Source organism: Trichocoleus sp. FACHB-6 (assembly GCF_014695815.1).
Classification (GTDB): domain Bacteria; phylum Cyanobacteriota; class Cyanobacteriia; order Cyanobacteriales; family FACHB-T130; genus Funiculus; species Funiculus sociatus.
In genome coordinates, this window is sequence record NZ_JACJOY010000042.1 from 24,136 (window position 1) to 41,122 (window position 16,987).

14 protein-coding genes and 1 pseudogene are annotated in these 16,987 nt (G+C 46.4%); 7 read left to right on the plus strand and 8 right to left on the minus strand.

Annotated elements, in window-relative coordinates:
* Positions 1-153 precede the first annotated feature (153 nt).
* A complete protein-coding gene (gene mfd / locus H6F66_RS08175) occupies positions 154-3,651 on the plus strand; it encodes a transcription-repair coupling factor (protein ID WP_190420074.1) in 3,498 nt (1,165 codons plus the stop codon).
* Between the two features lie 567 nt (positions 3,652-4,218).
* Positions 4,219-4,584: a Mo-dependent nitrogenase C-terminal domain-containing protein gene (locus H6F66_RS08180; RefSeq protein WP_190420076.1), complete on the plus strand. Its 366-nt coding sequence runs from the start codon at positions 4,219-4,221 to the stop codon at positions 4,582-4,584.
* Positions 4,585-4,784: 200 nt separating this feature from the next.
* Here H6F66_RS08180 and cobW read toward each other — a convergent pair whose 3' ends face one another.
* Both cobW and H6F66_RS08190 read right to left on the minus strand, forming a co-directional pair.
* Positions 4,785-5,831: a cobalamin biosynthesis protein CobW gene (cobW, locus tag H6F66_RS08185; protein ID WP_190420078.1), complete on the minus strand. Its 1,047-nt coding sequence runs from the start codon at positions 5,829-5,831 to the stop codon at positions 4,785-4,787.
* A gap of 174 nt (positions 5,832-6,005) precedes the next feature.
* Entirely contained in the window at positions 6,006-6,428 is a 423-nt protein-coding gene (locus H6F66_RS08190; protein WP_190420080.1) for a DUF2267 domain-containing protein, read from the minus strand.
* Positions 6,429-6,772: 344 nt separating this feature from the next.
* Here H6F66_RS08190 and H6F66_RS08195 point away from each other — a divergent pair, with 344 nt between their 5' ends.
* Positions 6,773-7,210 (plus strand): DUF4332 domain-containing protein, encoded by a 438-nt coding sequence (locus H6F66_RS08195; RefSeq protein ID WP_190420081.1) that lies wholly within the window; start codon positions 6,773-6,775, stop codon positions 7,208-7,210.
* A gap of 231 nt (positions 7,211-7,441) precedes the next feature.
* Here the strand turns inward: H6F66_RS08195 and H6F66_RS08200 are convergent, their stop codons facing one another.
* From H6F66_RS08200 to H6F66_RS08210, 3 genes are all read right to left on the minus strand, one after another.
* Entirely contained in the window at positions 7,442-8,161 is a 720-nt protein-coding gene (locus H6F66_RS08200) for a heme oxygenase (biliverdin-producing) (protein WP_190420083.1), read from the minus strand.
* Positions 8,162-8,358: 197 nt separating this feature from the next.
* Complete coding sequence (locus H6F66_RS08205; protein WP_190420085.1) at positions 8,359-9,027, minus strand: fasciclin domain-containing protein; 669 nt, start codon at positions 9,025-9,027, stop codon at positions 8,359-8,361.
* 228 nt (positions 9,028-9,255) lie between these two features.
* Positions 9,256-10,851, minus strand: a complete 1,596-nt coding sequence (locus H6F66_RS08210; RefSeq protein WP_190420149.1) for a gamma-glutamyltransferase — start codon at positions 10,849-10,851, stop codon at positions 9,256-9,258.
* A gap of 108 nt (positions 10,852-10,959) precedes the next feature.
* Here H6F66_RS08210 and H6F66_RS08215 point away from each other — a divergent pair, with 108 nt between their 5' ends.
* Positions 10,960-11,718: a ferritin-like domain-containing protein gene (locus H6F66_RS08215; RefSeq protein WP_190420087.1), complete on the plus strand. Its 759-nt coding sequence runs from the start codon at positions 10,960-10,962 to the stop codon at positions 11,716-11,718.
* Positions 11,719-12,180: 462 nt separating this feature from the next.
* Here H6F66_RS08215 and H6F66_RS08220 read toward each other — a convergent pair whose 3' ends face one another.
* Together H6F66_RS08220 and H6F66_RS08225 are read right to left on the minus strand one after the other, a co-directional pair.
* Positions 12,181-13,050, minus strand: a complete 870-nt coding sequence (locus H6F66_RS08220; protein ID WP_190420089.1) for an aldo/keto reductase — start codon at positions 13,048-13,050, stop codon at positions 12,181-12,183.
* Between the two features lie 162 nt (positions 13,051-13,212).
* Positions 13,213-13,995 (minus strand): ABC transporter permease, encoded by a 783-nt coding sequence (locus H6F66_RS08225; protein WP_190420091.1) that lies wholly within the window; start codon positions 13,993-13,995, stop codon positions 13,213-13,215.
* Between the two features lie 161 nt (positions 13,996-14,156).
* Here H6F66_RS08225 and H6F66_RS08230 point away from each other — a divergent pair.
* From H6F66_RS08230 to H6F66_RS08240, 3 genes and pseudogenes are all read left to right on the plus strand, one after another.
* Positions 14,157-14,741: pseudogene (locus H6F66_RS08230) on the plus strand (transposase); the annotation flags it as partial.
* 75 nt (positions 14,742-14,816) lie between these two features.
* Complete coding sequence (locus H6F66_RS08235; protein ID WP_190420093.1) at positions 14,817-15,695, plus strand: IS982 family transposase; 879 nt, start codon at positions 14,817-14,819, stop codon at positions 15,693-15,695.
* Positions 15,696-15,739: 44 nt separating this feature from the next.
* On the plus strand, positions 15,740-15,979 hold the full coding sequence (locus tag H6F66_RS08240; RefSeq protein WP_190420095.1) for a hypothetical protein: 240 nt from the start codon (positions 15,740-15,742) through the stop codon (positions 15,977-15,979).
* 158 nt (positions 15,980-16,137) lie between these two features.
* On the opposite strand, the gene H6F66_RS08245 is transcribed toward H6F66_RS08240, so the two are convergent.
* A complete protein-coding gene (locus H6F66_RS08245; protein ID WP_190420151.1) occupies positions 16,138-16,926 on the minus strand; it encodes an ABC-2 family transporter protein in 789 nt (262 codons plus the stop codon).
* Between the last annotated feature and the right edge of the window lie 61 nt (positions 16,927-16,987).

Consider the following 16,987-nt stretch of genomic DNA (forward strand, 5'->3'; position numbering starts at 1 on the left):
AAAAAACGGTGGCTATAGAGAAATTAGCAGATTCGGTAGAGCAGAAATCTGTCTGTAGACCAGTCTCGATTTGATCTGCCTTCTAAAATGATGAAGGTAAGGAGATATACTCCTGCTGTTTTGTCAGAACGAATTAAGTATTTCCTCCAACTAATGGCATTTTCTTCTATTATTCGTGCCTTGGGGCGATCGCCTCTCACTACAGAACTGGTCTCTAAGCTAAACCGTCAGGGCTATCTCCAGCTCAACGGTATTCCTCGCTTGCCAAAAAATTTAGTGGCATCCGCCTTGGCACAAGTCTCTGGGCAAAATTTGTTTGTGGTGTGTGCCACTCTTGAGGAAGCTAGCCGTTGTTGCGCGGCTCTGGAAGCGATGGGCTTCGCCACGGTTCATTTTTATCCAACTTCGGAAGCGTCACCCTACGAGCCTTTTGACCCGGAATCCGAGATGATTTGGGGGCAGATGCAGGTGTTGGCAGATTTGGTCAACGGTCAGTCGTCAGTGGCAACGAACAACGGCCAGCTGGCAACTGACAACGGACGATTAGCAATTGTAGCGACAGAACGCGCCCTACAACCGCATTTGCCGCCCCCTGAAGCTTTTAAAGCTTACTGCGTAACGATCCCCGCCAACCCCTCCTTAATAAGCGGGGATCAAGAGGGGATCGGGGATTTGGGAGCGTTTAGTAAGAAGGTGGCAACTCTGGGTTATGCGCGGGTTCCTTTGGTGGAAATGGAGGGGCAGTGGAGTCGGCGCGGGGATATTATTGATGTGTTCCCGGTTTCGGCTGAGTTGCCTGTGCGTCTGGAGTGGTTCGGGGATGAGTTAGACCAGATGCGGGAGTTCGATCCGGCTACTCAGCGATCGCTTGATAAGATTGAGCGTCTGGTTTTGACTCCTACTGATTTTAGTCCGATTGTGCGGGCGGCTTTGGAAGGAAAAAACCACTCTTTAGACGCGGGGGAAGACCAGAGGAGTACGCGGCGGTTGCTGGGGGTAGCTTTTGAGCAACCTGCTTCTTTGTTGGATTATTTGCCTGAGAATACTTTAGTTGCGATTGATGAGCCGGATCAGTGTCGCGCTCATAGCGATCGCTGGGTGGAACATGCTCAGGAACAGTGGAAATTGGCTGAGGAAGATTCTTCCCCATTACCAAAAATTCACCGTTCTTTTGATGAATCTCTGGCGGCGACAGAAGCTTTTCAGCGGTTGTATTTATCGGAGTTGGTTGAGGAAGGTCAGGGGTTAAATCTTGCTAGTCGTCCAGTTCCAGTGACTCCTCATCAGTTTGCGAAAATTGCTGAAACTATGCGTCAGGAACGCGATCGCGGTTTCGCGGTTTGGATTGTTTCTGCTCAACCTTCGCGTTCTGTGGCTTTGCTGCAAGAACACGATTGTCCGGCGCAGTTTGTTCCTAATCCTCGCGATTTCCCGGCAATTGATAAGTTGCAAATTCACAAGACTCCCATCGCACTTAAGTATTCTGGGGTTGCGGAACTCGAAGGTTTCATTCTGCCAACTTTCCGGTTGGTGGTGGTGACGGATCGGGAGTTTTTTGGACAGCATTCTCTGACAACTCCCAGTTATATCAGAAAGCGTCGCCGCGCTGCTTCTAAGCAAATTGACCCCAACAAACTGCGTCCTGGCGATTATGTGGTTCACAGAAATCACGGCGTTGGCAAGTTTGTCAAGTTGGAAAGTATGACTGTCAGCAATGAAACCCGCGAATATTTGGTGGTGCAGTATGCTGATGGTTTGCTGCGAGTCGTGGCGGATCAGCTGGGTTCTCTTTCCCGGTTTCGCGCCACGGATGGGAAAGCGCCGGAACTTAATAAAATGTCCGGTAAGGCTTGGGAAAATACTAAGAATAAAGTCCGCAAGGCGATTAAGAAACTCGCGGTTGATTTGCTGAAATTGTATGCTCAAAGAGCGCAACAGCAAGGTTTCACTTATCCAGCTGATTCGCCTTGGCAAGAGGAAATGGAGGATTCGTTCCCCTATCAACCAACGCCGGATCAGTTGAAGGCGACTCAAGATGTGAAGCGGGAAATGGAAAGCGATCGCCCAATGGATCGTTTGGTGTGCGGTGATGTCGGTTTTGGTAAAACGGAAGTCGCTATTAGAGCAATTTTTAAAGCTGTCACCGCCGGAAAGCAAGTTGCCTTTCTCGCCCCTACTACTATCCTGACTCAGCAACACTACCATACTTTAAAAGAGCGTTTCGCTCCTTACCCGATCGAAGTTGGCTTGCTTAACCGTTTCCGCAGCGCTGAGGAACGTCGCAACATTATTAAGCGGCTGGCGACGGGTGAATTAGATATAGTCGTTGGTACTCACCAGCTACTTAGTAAGGATATTCAGGTGCGAGATTTAGGGTTGTTGGTGGTGGACGAAGAACAGCGTTTCGGCGTTAACCAAAAGGAGAAAATAAAGTCTCTCAGAACTCAAGTTGATGTGCTAACTCTCAGCGCCACTCCTATTCCCCGCACACTTTATATGGCACTTTCGGGAATTCGGGAAATGAGTTTAATTACCACGCCACCGCCTTCTCGTCGTCCGATTAAAACTCACCTAGCTGGATACGATCCTGATGCGGTACGCACTGCAATTCGCCAAGAACTTGACAGAGGGGGACAAGTATTTTATGTTGTTCCGCGAGTTGAGGGAATTGAAGAAACTGCCACCGCTTTGCGGGAAATGGTGCCGGGAGTTAAACTAGCGATCGCGCACGGTCAGCTAGACGAATCTGAACTAGAAGCGACGATGCTTGCTTTCAGTGCTGGCGAAGCAGATATCCTCCTGTGTACCACCATCATTGAATCCGGTTTGGATATCCCCAGAGTCAACACAATTTTAATAGAAGACGCGCAGAAATTTGGTTTATCGCAACTTTACCAACTGCGAGGAAGAGTCGGACGTGCAGGAATCCAAGCTCACGCATGGTTATTTTATCCCAAACACAAGGCCCTATCTGATGCCGCCCGGCAACGCTTACGAGCAATTCAGGAGTTTACTCAGTTGGGTTCTGGTTATCAACTGGCGATGCGCGATATGGAAATTCGCGGTGTCGGGAACTTGTTGGGTGCAGAACAATCTGGTCAAATGGATGCAATTGGTTTCGACCTTTACATGGAAATGTTGGAAGAATCCATTAAAGAGATTCGCGGACAGGAAATTCCCCAAGTTGATGATACTCAGATTGACTTGGCTCTGACTGCATTCATCCCCGCTGACTACATCACAGATTTGGATCAAAAGATGAGTGCCTACCGCTCTGTTGCTGCGGCTCGTTCTAAGGAAGAATTAGTAAGTATTGCCGCAGAGTGGAGCGATCGCTATGGTAACATCCCTAAATCTGCTACTCAGTTGTTGCGGGTGATGGAACTTAAACAAATAGCCAAGTCTCTAGGCTTCAGTCGCATCAAACCCGAAGGCAAACAACACGTTATCTTAGAGACACCAATGGAGGAACCCGCCTGGAACCTTATCCGAGCAAATCTGCCAGAACACCTGAAAACTCGTTTTGTCTATACCCCTGGTAAAGTCACTGTTCGCGGTTTAGGTGCCTTAAGCGCCGATCAACAGATGGAAAGTCTGATAACTTGGTTGGGTAAAATGCAGGGAGCATTGCCAGAACCCGCACTCGTTTAAATTTAACCCAAATAGTACATTCTGTAGGTTGGCTTGAGGAACCTCACCCAACCTACAATAGAGTGTTATATTTATCAAGTAAAAATTGACTTTCCTAATAATTGTCGGTAATTTCTAGAGAATTGTAGCTTTGGATACAGCTCTCAATCTTTAGTCAGAAAATGCACCAATTGAGGTAAAAAAGATTACTCCGTTGGGTACTTATGATTTCGCGGCTTGCCACGTTTGAATAAACTTATAGACGCAATAAATAAAAGCTAGTGGCTAACTGAGGTTAGATAAGTGTCTTCGGAACTTTCATTTAACTGAAGCTAATTTTTACCTAGCTATAAATAGCGCTTATCAATATTAACCAGCCCTTAATATAAAAGCAGAAATTTGCTAGGAAAAGCTTGCCTTAGCTATTTTTATGTGTCATAGTTTGAACTTCTGGTTAGTTCATCAAAACTTTATGAAACTATCAGAAACTTTGTTCAAACTTTTACCACACTATTCTTTAAGGTTTGTAACGTGGTAAATAGAAATGAGCAAATTACTCAATTAACCGGATATCAACAAGGTAAACTTATGAGTAGGATATGTACGAAAGAAGAACCTAGCGCCCTACAAGCGTTAGCAATAGCTTCAGCAGAAAGCGTACACGCCGCCAAGCCTGCGAAATTTCCAAAACGACAATTTGATATCTTACAACCATTGCGTCAATGGCTGGACGGGATAGAGATTCATACCCCTAAGATGGCTCATTTCCTCGCCAAGACTATTCCTGCACAGTGTCCTTTTGAACGCGATATCAAGATTTTTGGTCGCATAATCGCGCATATTCCCCCACTGTGCAAGCTGAATCCACTTTACGAGCAACTGGTAGGCTTGCGTTTTCGCGCTCTGTGTTATTTAGTAGATCGGTGTGGGCTGGATATTCAGTCGTATTGCTAAATAGAATTTGCTACTTTTAAGAAGGCAACAGTTGGATTATACGACTTGAGGGCTTTTTGGCTAGAATGTCTTGCACCTAGAAGATTCGACAAAGATATCCGCAAGCATTATCTAAGCAATCGAATAATTTATGGCAGTAGCGATCGCTTATCGGGTTAGCAAGAGTAAGATGTGGTGGATGCGATCGCTTACAATAAATCTCACCCAGCTAATGCTGCCAACTGCGATTCAATTTCAACTGGATTGAGTTTTTGACCAATAAAGACTAACTGAGTTTGCCGATTCTCTTCTGGTTGCCAAGGTCTATCGTAAAATTGATCAAATCTTGTTCCCACACCTTGCAATACTAACCGCATCGCTTTATTGGGAACAGCAACAAAACCTTTGATTCTGTAAATTTCCTGTTGTTGCACCAGTGCTTCTAATTGTTTTTGCAGCTGCTGGGGATCAAAAGCACGGTTTAAAATAACGTGAGCTGAAGTGATTTCCTCGTCGTGGTCGTGGTCTTCTTCCGTATCGTGATGACTGGGACGGGCATCTAAGTTGTCTTCTACAGCAGCTTGCAAGCCAAGAATAACAGAGGGATCGAGTTGCGATCTGTTGCTTTCCACAATCTTAACAGCTCTCGACAACTCTCCTTTAATCAAATCCACCACCCCAGCTTGCTGCGTAGCATCCACCAAATCAGTTTTATTCAACACCACCAAATCCGCACACGCCAGCTGATCTTCAAACAATTCTTGCAAAGGCGTTTCGTGTTCCAAATTCGGATCTGCTTGACGCTGTACATTTACCGCATCTGGATCACTAGCAAAAGTTCCAGCAGCCACGGCCTCACAATCAACGACTGTAATTACAGCATCCACAGTAGCCGCATTGCGAATTTCCGGCCAGCGAAACGCCTTCACCAACGGCTTTGGTAACGCCAGTCCCGATGTTTCAATTAAGATGCAATCGAGTTTATCTCGCCGCTTCAGCAACTCTAGCATCGTCGGCAAAAATTCTTCCTGCACCGTGCAGCACAGACAACCATTCGTCAATTCAACAATATTACTGCTGCTGTCCCCATCTTCTGGACAGTAGCCACAAGAACGCAGTAATTCGCCATCAATACCTAATTCACCAAATTCATTCACCAAAACGGCGATGCGTCGTCCTTGGTTATTTTGTAGTAGATGGCGAATCAAAGTTGTTTTGCCACTGCCTAGAAAGCCAGTGATTACTGTTACGGGGAGTTTTGTAGCCATTTTTTGAAAAAGTTTAAATTAGTAACTTGTAATCAACAGCTCTCTAAATTAGCACAATTGGGATTATTAACACAAGCTTAAAATACTGTCTTATCAATTAAGGCGGGCTAAAAGCCCACCTTAGAGTTCGGTTTATTTACTTTTACCTACTTAGGCGTTCATATGCAAGGCTAATTAAGCTTGCTCCCACATTTCGCCAATTTCACCGGGTAGAAAGCTAGCAACTTCCTGCATACGTTCAGGAGATAACTCTTCTTTTGTAGCAGAAAATATTGCTTTAATAATTTTTTCTGCGTCGGCTCCTGGTAAATTTCCTTCTTGTCTCAGTCTTACTAAAAAGTTTTCTGGCTTGATTTTTAATTGGGGTCTAATTTTGCTCAAAAAATTGACGATGGGGTTAGTATCTTCCCAAAGCTCTTCCACTTCATCGGAGGCTGGATTTTTATCCAGTTCTTCTTCTACTCGCTCTACTGCTTCATTGGTCATTACATCGCGCATGGTGCGAAACAGTACCTCTGTCGCACGGCGAGCTTCATCCAGATCCTTCAAATCAGCCTTTTGTCTGACTTTTTCTAAGAAAGGGTGATGTGACTCCATGAGAAACTCCTCCAAGTAAAACTAATAAAGTTGGTTTGCTGAGTAAGAAAACTTCAGCTTTAGTTACTTTAAAAAATAAATTTTTGTTGTGCTTCTCTCCGCAGAGGGAAATATTTTATACTAACTTTTGGGATGAACTCAAGAGATAATACTGCTGTCAGTTGCTTCGATAATTAGTATCTGATAGAGTGTATATTCTTAAATTACAGGTAGGTTGTGGCTTTTTTGGGTGTAGAAGTTTTGATACAGTGGTTGCTGAGGTCGGACGTTGCTATTGTCTTGCTTGCAGTACCTACAATTGTTGTATGCCCCTCGAAAAGTCCATCAGCTGTGATGCAAGAAAAATGAATACTCATCGTTCTGTTCAAAATCGCTTGAAACCGACTAATTGGCGAATTGAGCAATTGCCTGGAATAAGTTCTGAAGATCAAGCTCGACTGATAGAGTGTGGAATTACAACTACATTGCAACTATTACAGCAATGCCATAACCAAGAGCAAAAACACGCCTTATCAGAGAAGTTACAAGTTCATATTCACCACGTTTCTAAATGGGTGGCTCTGTCCGATTTATCCCGCATTCCTAGTGTAGGTTGTCAATATTGCGGGTTGCTGCTTCATGCGGGGATTGCTTCCGCCGCGCAACTAGCTCAAATGCACATCCACAAGGTACATCAACAAATTTTGCGCCTGCAAGTGGCAACAATGCAACGCCGGGATTTATGCCCATCAAGAGGCGAAATAGTGCAATGGATTCAACAAGCACGTCTTCTAAGCACTTAAAAATGTCAAGTTGTCGCTCTGTTGAAGCATTTGTTGAGTTTCACTGTCCTTTAACCCAACCTACAATTATTGAATTAAAGCAGACAATCCTGAAAACTTGATGATAATGGCACCACCATCACCAAGTTTTCAGGATTGTTTGAAAAAAGGAGATATTGTCTAGAAATCAGAACTCAATTCAGAAGTAAACGCTATTTGGAAGAAAGAATAAATTCCTTCATTCCTTATGCTTTACCCTTCGGAAGTTGCCAGTTCCGTGCTACCACGAGAGCGACGGCGTGTAATCGAGTTGAACAACATTTGACCAACTGCTTTGATCAAGTTGCCATTCAGTTCTTGGAACATTTTCATGTTCATGGCAAAAGCAGCATTGGCTTCGTCCACAATTTTATCTGCTGTGGCATCATCAATCGGCAGGTCGTTCATCGCTTGGCGATAGGTTGCTTTGAACTCCTTCTCATCGGGAATGTCGTTGAACTCATAGAAAGCGGTGCCTTGCCCTTCGCTGAGGTTCATCCCCCGTTGAGCAATTCCCTTGAGAATTTGACCGCCGGATAAGTCACCCAGGTAGCGGGTGTAGGAGTGGGCGATTAGTAATTCTGGTGAGTTGGCAGATACTTCCCGAATCCGGCTGACGTATTCTTCTGCGGCTGGTGAGGCAGAGACTTGCTCGCGCCAGTTGGTTCCGTAGTAGTAGCTGAGGTCTTGTTCCAGGCTCTTTTTCCGGTTCAGCTCTTGGAAGTAAATCTTGGAGAGAAGCGGGTGCTGGCGATGCCGTTCCATCTCTTCTTCCATTGCTGAATAGACAAAGTAGAGGTTGCCTACTAGATTCCGGTAGGAGTTCTTTTCAACTACTCCTTTTAAAAAGCACTTGACAAAACCAACGTTTTCTGCCATTGTGTGAGATTTTTTGGTTCCCACACGCAATTTTGTTGCTAAATTGCTGCTCATGCTAAATTTTTGTCCCTAATATCTACTGAGGAGCGTAACTGTTTTTCAAAAGGCTGAAAAAGCACCTAAAACGTTACAGTAGACCGATTTCATGAGAAATGGTGTTAAGAATTCTTACAAGGGACAGCTAAAAAGGGCGGGCATTGCCCACCCTTCAAGAGTTTGATGAATTTAGTGACAAAGCGTCAAGCGATCGCTTACTGTGCCGTCTTGGGAGCGTCAAGACCTGCTTGCACATCGGGAGGCAGAATTACCTTGTCAACGACGTGGATAATTCCGTTGCTGGCTGGGATGTTTGGCTGGATCACCTTGGCATTGTTCACCGTGATGTCATTGGTGGAACTATCAATCGCAACGGTGACGGGAGTACCTTCAACTGTTTTCACTTCTCCAGCTTTCAGTTCGCTAGAAGAGATTTTCCCAGGCACCACATGGTAGCTCAGAAGCTCCACTAACGCTGGTTTGTTTTCTGGCAGCAGTAGCTTGTCTAAAACCCCTGCTGGTAAGGCGGCGAAAGCTGCATCAGTCGGAGCGAATACTGTGTAAGGAGTGCTACCAGTCAGGTTTTCAGTCAAGCCTGCCGCTTGCACTGCTTTGGTTAGCGTCGTGAAGGAACCAGCGCTAGCTGCTGATTGTGCAAGTTCTCCGAGGTTTTTGTCTTCAGTTGTAGCTGCGGGTGATTCTGTAGCTGTGGGAGCTTCTGCAATTGGTGATTCTGTAGTTACGGGAGCTTCTGCAACGGGAGACTCGCTAGTAGGAGCTGTGGCTGTTGTCTCTGGGTTGCCGCAGGCAGACAGACCTACAAGGCTACCAACACTAAGAACACTGAACAAAAGTTTTCCTAAAATCTGTTTGCTTGCTTTCATGAATTACCTGTGGTTGTAAAGATAAGTTAAATAGCCTGTTAACAAAACTTAATAGATAAATTGAGTAATGTACTCAGCCAAAAGAGAGAGAGAGTTAAAAGTTCGTCTCCCCAGTCTCCGACTGGCAATGCCTTGAATGAGGTTCTACCTCGTAGAAGCCTTATTTTTCTGCCGGAAGGGGGCACGGTGGGACAGAATCCATTCCCAGTTGGGGGCTGGGAACGAGATTTACCACGCTAGTGCCAAACCATCAGCACGAGGTTCGGAGGCGGCGACAAGTACCCCGCCTCGCCGTAAAATAATCTGACCTTTACCAAACATTCCAGGTTCGGCGCTAATTTGCACATTGTGACCGCACTCAACCAGAGCCAGTGCTATATTCCGGGATACCGCTTGCTCTAAAAGCACCGTATTTCCGGCGATAAACCGCCATCTAGGGGCATCGAGTGCGGCTTGGGGGTTCATTCCATAGTCCACCAAGTTAGCCACGACTTGTAGATGTCCCTGCGGTTGCATCGGTGCGCCCATGACACCAAATGGGCCGAGGGGTTGGTTTTCTTGCGTCAAAAAGCCGGGAATAATGGTGTGAAAGGGACGTTTAGCTGCTGCTACTTGATTTGGGTGTCCCGCCTCTAAGGTGAATCCTGATGCTCGGTTTTGCAGGGCGATGCCTGTATCGGGGATGAGAATGCCACTGCCAAAGCCACTATAGTTGGATTGGATGAAGGAAACCATCAGTTCTGAGTCAGCGGCGGCGAGATATACGGTTCCGCCTTTGGGTAGCCCAGGTTCGGCTAGAGCGATCGCATTTTTCCCAATTAAACTTCGACGTTGAGCCGCATAAGCTTTATCTAAAAGGTATTCGACAGGTATCTCCATAAAGTTAGAATCTGCAACGTAGCGGTGGATATCGGCAAAAGCTAACTTCATTGCTTCAATTTGCCGATGGTAGCTAGAAGCTGATTCGCGGGGATACTGGGATAAGTCGTAACCTTCAAGGATATTTAAAGCAATCAATGTGGCGATGCCTTGAGTGTTGGGGGGAATTTCCCAGACGGTAACGCCGCGATAATTGGTAGAAATTGGCTGCACCCAGTCGGCTTGATGGGCGGCTAAGTCAGATTTTGATAAAATGCCACCTGTGTTGGCGGCGAAGGACGCGATCGCTTGGGCTAGTTCGCCGCGATAGAAACTTTCACCGCCAGTTTGCGCGATCGCTTTCAGCGTTTTGGCATGAACTTCACTGCACCAAATTTCCCCAACCGCAGGTGCGCGACCAGAAGGGAAAAATACCTCTTTAAACGGTTGAAATTCTGGCGCAGTTAGAGGTAAATAAATATCAGCCGCACGTTTCCAAGCTCGCGCCGTCTCCGGCGACACCGGAAAACCTTCTTCGGCATAGCGAATTGCTGGTGCAAATAATTGCTCAAAAGGTAACTTTCCCCAACGTTCCCATAATTTCCGCCAAGCTGACACAGCACCAGGCACAGTTACAGTCAACCAACCCAAAGGAGGAATTTGCCACATCCCAGCAAAATGTTCCGGCGACAAGGTTTGGGGACTTTTACCAGAAGCATTCAAACCGTGTAATTGCGCATCCCAGACTAAAGCAAAAGCATCGGAACCAATGCCATTGGAAGTAGGTTCAACAACTGTAAGTGCGATCGCCATCGCTACAGCCGCATCCACCGCATTTCCCCCAGCCAACAGCATTTCCATCCCTGCGATCGCTGCTTGAGGTTGGCTAGTTGCCACAGCGCCCTGCTGCCCCATCACGACTCGTCGGGCGGAAGAATAAGGATAATCAGTCAAATTTTCTAACATCACCTCACACCCTTTTGCTTGGAACATTAGCAATAAGCCAATAGCTAATTGCTATTGGCAACGATAAGATCGCATTTGTAGCTTCCTCATAATCAACGAAATTTACGAATGAACTTCTTTACTTACCTTTTACACCTAGCTGGTTCCAGCGCCAGCGCTTATATTGGTGCCAGCCAGATCCGCGATCCGCTGACGCGCCCCAACGTTATCGCTGGATTTCAGCTAGCTGAATCTGGTTCAGTTCCGTTTCTGCAAGCTTTAAGCGATCGCGCCGCCGCTGAAGGCGATACTTGGTTAGCTGAAAAACTTGCCCGTCACGCCTCCGACGAAAAGCGTCACGGTCAAATTTTCGCCCAGGCCCTGAAGCGAATCAACAAGCAAGTCATCGACTTTAAGAGTATTCCCAAAACCACAACCGAAGGAAAGCCAGACGAACGTCGTCGCAGTCCCTTTTTCGAGGCTTACTTTCAGGGATATCCGCCAGAAGCCATAAAACCAGAAAATATGGACTGGACGGTGTTCATGGCAAGCACTTATATCCTAGAACTAGATGCCAGCAAAGACTTCGTTCGCATGGCTAACGTATTGCCAGAGGATGAGTCGAACAGTGTCGCCTTGAAAAAGGGACTCCTCAGCATCGCCGAGGACGAAACCGGACACGCAGCTTATCTTTACGAGGCGTTACAGCGTCGTTTCCCAGAGGCGACTGTGCAACAGATTGTGGATGAATGGCGGACTCGCAAGGTAAACGCGCTGCTGGCAATGGTGAGTAATATGATGCAGAAAAGCGGAAAGATGTCTTCACTGGTTCAGGATGGCGTTCCTACAGAAGAGTCTGAGGAAGAGTCAGAACTAGCAGTGGCTTAGCCCTGGCGATTGAAATCGCGGCTACACAAACAAAGCTTAGCCCTGGCGATTGAAATCGCAACCGCACGAACAAAGTCCGCCTGCGCGGACTATATGGCGTTCCTACACAGGACTTACGCAGTTAATTAGTGAATGCCTGATTCTGTCGTAGGGGCATGGCATTGCCATCCCCCTACAGCGTGTTGGCGTGCGTAAGCCCTACTACAGAAGCACTTTAGTCCTGGCGATTGAAATCGCAGCTACGCCAACCCCCCTATGCGCTATCGCTAAAGCGAGGCTAACGCCAACGCGCAGGCTTCGCCAACAAGAAGAAGGGGGGCAGAAGTTGCTTCGCTTCTATTCAACAAAGTCCGCCTGCGCGGACTAATGTAGAGACGTGAAATTTCGTGTCTTTACAACCTGCGAAGGCAGGTTTTGTCTGTGTAGCCGCGATTACGAACATCACCTGATGTTAGAAAAGTTTCAGGATGCTGTAGCGCTGTCAATTTTTGCTACGTCCTCATCAGATAGTTGCACATCGACAGCACGCACCGAGTCCTCAATGCTGGAAACTTTACTCGCACCCGGAATAGGTACAACAACTGGAGACTTTGCCCGCAACCACGCCAAGACGATACAGTAAACTGATACGCCTTTTTCTTGGGATAGGGTAGCGATCGCTTTTATATCTTCCAAATTCCCCACCCGCCGACTACCACCAAGCGGACTCCAAGGCAAAAACGTCAGCTTTTCTTTCTCGCAATATTCCAGCACACCATCAAACTCTGGCTGACGATACCAAGGATTGTACTGATTTTGCACCGAGACAATATCAACAACCTCACGGGCGCGTTTAATTTGTTCTACGGAAAAGTTGGAAACGCCGACAAACCGAATTAAACCTTCATCCACAGCTTCTTTTGCTGGCTTTAGCGACTCCTCTATGGTGTAATCTGTGTCTGGTGCGTGATACTGCCAAACATCAATCGGCTTCTTGCCACCCAAAGCTTCAAAACTAATCTTAATCGTCTCCCGCAAATGCTGCGGATTGCCGTTGCGAGTCCAGCTACCATTCGGGCGCATCAGCCCGCCCTTAGTAGCAACGATGACATTACTGGTATCGCCATAAGATGAAAGTGCTTTACTAATTAGTCGTTCGTTGTGGTGCTTGTCTGATTCATCTTGGCAGTAAGAATCAGCAGTATCAATCATTGTGACACCCAAATCGAGGGCGCGATGGATGACTTTGATTGATTCTGATTCCGGCGGTCTGCTACTTAAAGACATCGGCATTCCACCGAGTGCGATCGCGCTTATTTTGACACCAGTATTTCCCAGTTCTTTCGTTTGCATCCTTAAACCTTGCCTTCGTCTTCTACCCTTCAATTGATTAAAGATCGGCGGATAGAAATCGTCTGTCTGACGGTTAGTTCTCAACAAGTGATCGCAAATTCTGTCTATCAACACGCTATAGAGACACGGCATTGTCGTGTCTCTACGTCTAAGAGGGTAATTCTAACTCGAAGCACTGGTATAAAAACGCAACGCAAATCGCCACAAATAATGTGAAGCAACTAACAGTACCAACGCCAACACACCTGCGCTTAGTATCCAACTAACTTCGCCACGTCCTAGCATCGTCTCCGCTGGTATAGTTGTTAAAAATGCTACTGGCACTATAAAGGTAAAAAAGAAACGATAAGCGGTAGGATAAGCAACCATTGGAAACCGCCCAGCTTCCAGAAAGCCTCTCAGTACCTCAGTAACATTGTAGATTTTCACAAACCAGATGCTAGTCGCACCTAGCATAAACCACAAACTATAGAGAATGGCAAAACCAAATATTAGCGGAACTGCACTTAGAAAATAGTCACCGATATGCAAACCCAACTTGAAACCAGCATAAGCAATTAGGATAATTCCAAATAATAAATCCGGCAAACCCCAAGGGGAGATTGTGCGAGTAGAAAGCCAAAATTGACTGCTAATTGGCTTTAAAAGTACAAAATCTAAAGTTCCTTGCTGAACCAGATCCACAATGCGGTTTAAATTAGGAACCAGGAAAGTAGCAGAAAAGCCTTGCAAAAGTGTAAAAATTCCCAACACCACCAAAGCTTCTTCCCAACTCCACCCGTCAAAAGTGTAACCGTTGCTGTAGAACAGGGACAACCCGAACATACTCCCGGCGAGGTTTCCCAAACTGCTGAATGCTGCCAAGACAAAGTTTACTCGATATTCGAGTTCAGCAGCGATCGCTGTATTCCAAAATAACCCCAGTACCGTCAGATATCGTTGCATCTTCTTAAGCTATCAAAATCTGCCATTTTGAAGATAACGCGATCGCACTCTTCTCCCTCTTCCTTCGCACCCTTAGCGTCTAAGCGCTAAGGCGCAGGCTTCGCCAACGCGGTTCGTTTACCCATAAACTACAACAGAAGCGATCGATCGCATCTACTCTTATGCCAAAAGCCGCAGATATCAGCAGCAAACGATTAATTAGTCTCTCACCAGAAATCTGGGTAAAATGGGCAACACAGATTCCTGACATAGTAGCCGGAGAGATTCTTAACTCCGAATTCCAGTGGATAAGCCGCGAGAATGACGCGCTGATCAAAGCAAGAAGTGTCGAGTATGGCGATTTTTTGGTACTCAATGAGATACAACTGCGTTACAAGCCTACTATGCCCAAACGGATGCGGGCTTATGCAGCACTGGCAGAAGAAAAGTACAACCTACCCACCTATCCCGTACTGGTTAATATCATAAAAGAAGGTGACGTTGAAATTCCCACTCGCTACGAGTCAGAATTTGCAGGCTTGCAGGCGCGTCAAGACTACCGCGTAATCAATCTTTGGGAAGTCGATGCTGAAGTAGCATTTGCCGAACCATCTTCACCTCTCATCCCCTTTGTACCCGTACTGAAAAATGGTTCAGACGAATCCACAATACAAAGAGCATTACAAGTTTTACGTGCCGATGAGCGATTGAGTAATTTTGAAACAGTCATGGCATTTTTTGCTACTTTCGTATTAGGAAGTAGTTTAACGTGAGTTCGGGATAAGGAGGGGTGGAACAGATAAAGTTGAAAGTGCCTAATTCTCAACGCATCTGACCACCCTATGCTTAGTCTAGAAGCCTTGTTTTGCCATGTCGATGATTTCTGCCGAGGGTTTGAACCACTCTGGCAGCAACGCCTGTTGGGTGAGGGGTTACAGCGTCGTTCCCGCTCCCGCACTCTGAGCTTAAGCGAGATTATGACGATCTTGATTGCCTTCCATCAATCCGCGTATCGTAACTTCAAGTGGTTCTATACTCAGTTAGTCTGTCGTTACTGGCGCAAAGCCTTTCCTCGATTAGTCAGTTACCAACGCCTCGTCGAATGGATGCCATCGACCCTCATGCCACTGTGCGCCTACTTGCGCCACTGCTTTGGTCACTGTACTGGAATCAGCTTTATTGACTCGACAAGCATCAAGGTCTGCCACAACCGCCGCATTTCCTCCCACAAAGTGTTCAAGTCCCTAGCCGCGAGGGGCAAAACGTCCGTGGACTGGTTCTTTGGGTTTAAGCTGCACCTGGTGATTAACGAGCGAGGAGAGTTGTTGAACGCCATCCTCACTCCTGGCAATGTGGATGACCGTCAGCCTGTGTCCCAATTGCTGCAACGGCTTTTTGGCAAGGTGTTTGGCGACCGGGGATATGTCTCCCAAAAACTCGCCCTTCAGCTATGGCACGATTGGGGGATTCAACTGATTACCAAGCTCAAACGAAACATGAAAAACCGCTTGATGACATTGGCAGATCGGCTGCTCCTGCGGCGACGAGCCATTATTGAATCAGTGATTGACCAGTTGAAGAACATTTCTCAGATTGAGCATTCTCGTCACCGTTCACCCGTCAACTGCTTGGTCAATTTGGTCTGCGGATTGATTGCCTATTGCCACCAGCCCAAGAAACCATCCCTCATATCTGATGCTTTTTTGCCTAACTCTGTTTAACCCGAACTCACGTTATTTTAGTCCAGCAAATAATGAGGTGGGATATGGCAGTATTACAAGAATCTCCTTGGTATCAAGAAATTTTACAACAGGGCGAGCAAAACGGGATACGCCAAGAACGGCTAGCAAGTATTGAACTCGGTTTAGAGGTAAAATTCGGCACTGAGGGGTTACAGCTAATGCCAGAAATATCTCAGATTTCGGACTTAGAGTTATTAAAAGCAATTCAGCGGGGAGTGATGATGGTGAACACTATAGATGAATTGCAGCAAATTTATCAGTAAACCGGGTTAGTAGATAGGTAACTTACTGAGTAAGCGCGATCGCACTCTTCCCGCTCTTCCTTCGCGCTCTTTGCATCTTCGCGGTTTAATAACCACAACAGAAATTATCAACTCTCAAATTAGACAAATCATCTTTCTTTTGCCTTTTGCCTTCCTTCCTACGCCCCCATCCCCGAATACTGCTTCAAACCTTGCCTCCACATCCAACGATTCCACACAAAAAATAGCAAACTCCAACCAAACATTGCCAACAAACCCCGCCCTAAATCTACTGGTAAACCCACCAACAACGCCGCCGGGAAATGAATCAAATACGGGAACGGTGTCCACAGCACCACTTCGCGCACAGGTGGCGGAAAAACTTCTAGGGGTGCAACAATACCAGAGAGAAATAGATATAGCAGAAACCAGAATTGCTCAATGGCGCTAGCGCGTTCCGTCCAAAAGGCGAACAGAGCAAAAGTGTATTGTATGAGAAAGCGAAGAGTGAAAGCGATCGCTACCACCACAAAAAACAACAAAATTCTCCCCACGCCAGGAAACCACAAAGCCTTCGGGTAAAGCGTGAAAAATAATATCACCAGCCCCACAATAAACGGCAACCGGGCAAAGCGTTCGGAAATATGGGCAGCAACGTGATGCCACACCGGATCTAAAGGTTGCAAAAGTCGCGGCGACAACTTCCCCTGCACCACCTCCTTTTCAAACTCCCAAATCACCCAAACTACCGTAAACTGCCTAACAAGAAAAGCCGCAATAAAATAGCGGGCAAAATCCACTGGTGACAGCCCAAACCTCCCGCCCTGTGCCGCTTCCATCCAGATACCCATCAATATAAAAGGTACAGAACCCGACAGCGCCCACAAAAATAACTCCGCTCGGTACTCCACCATATGAGCGTAGTACGTCAAGAGCAAAACTTGAGATTTTCTAACAAATGAAGTCATCATATTTCTTATTTCTTAGTCCGCGGCTTTATTTATTTGTTTAGCCGCACTTATTTCTTAG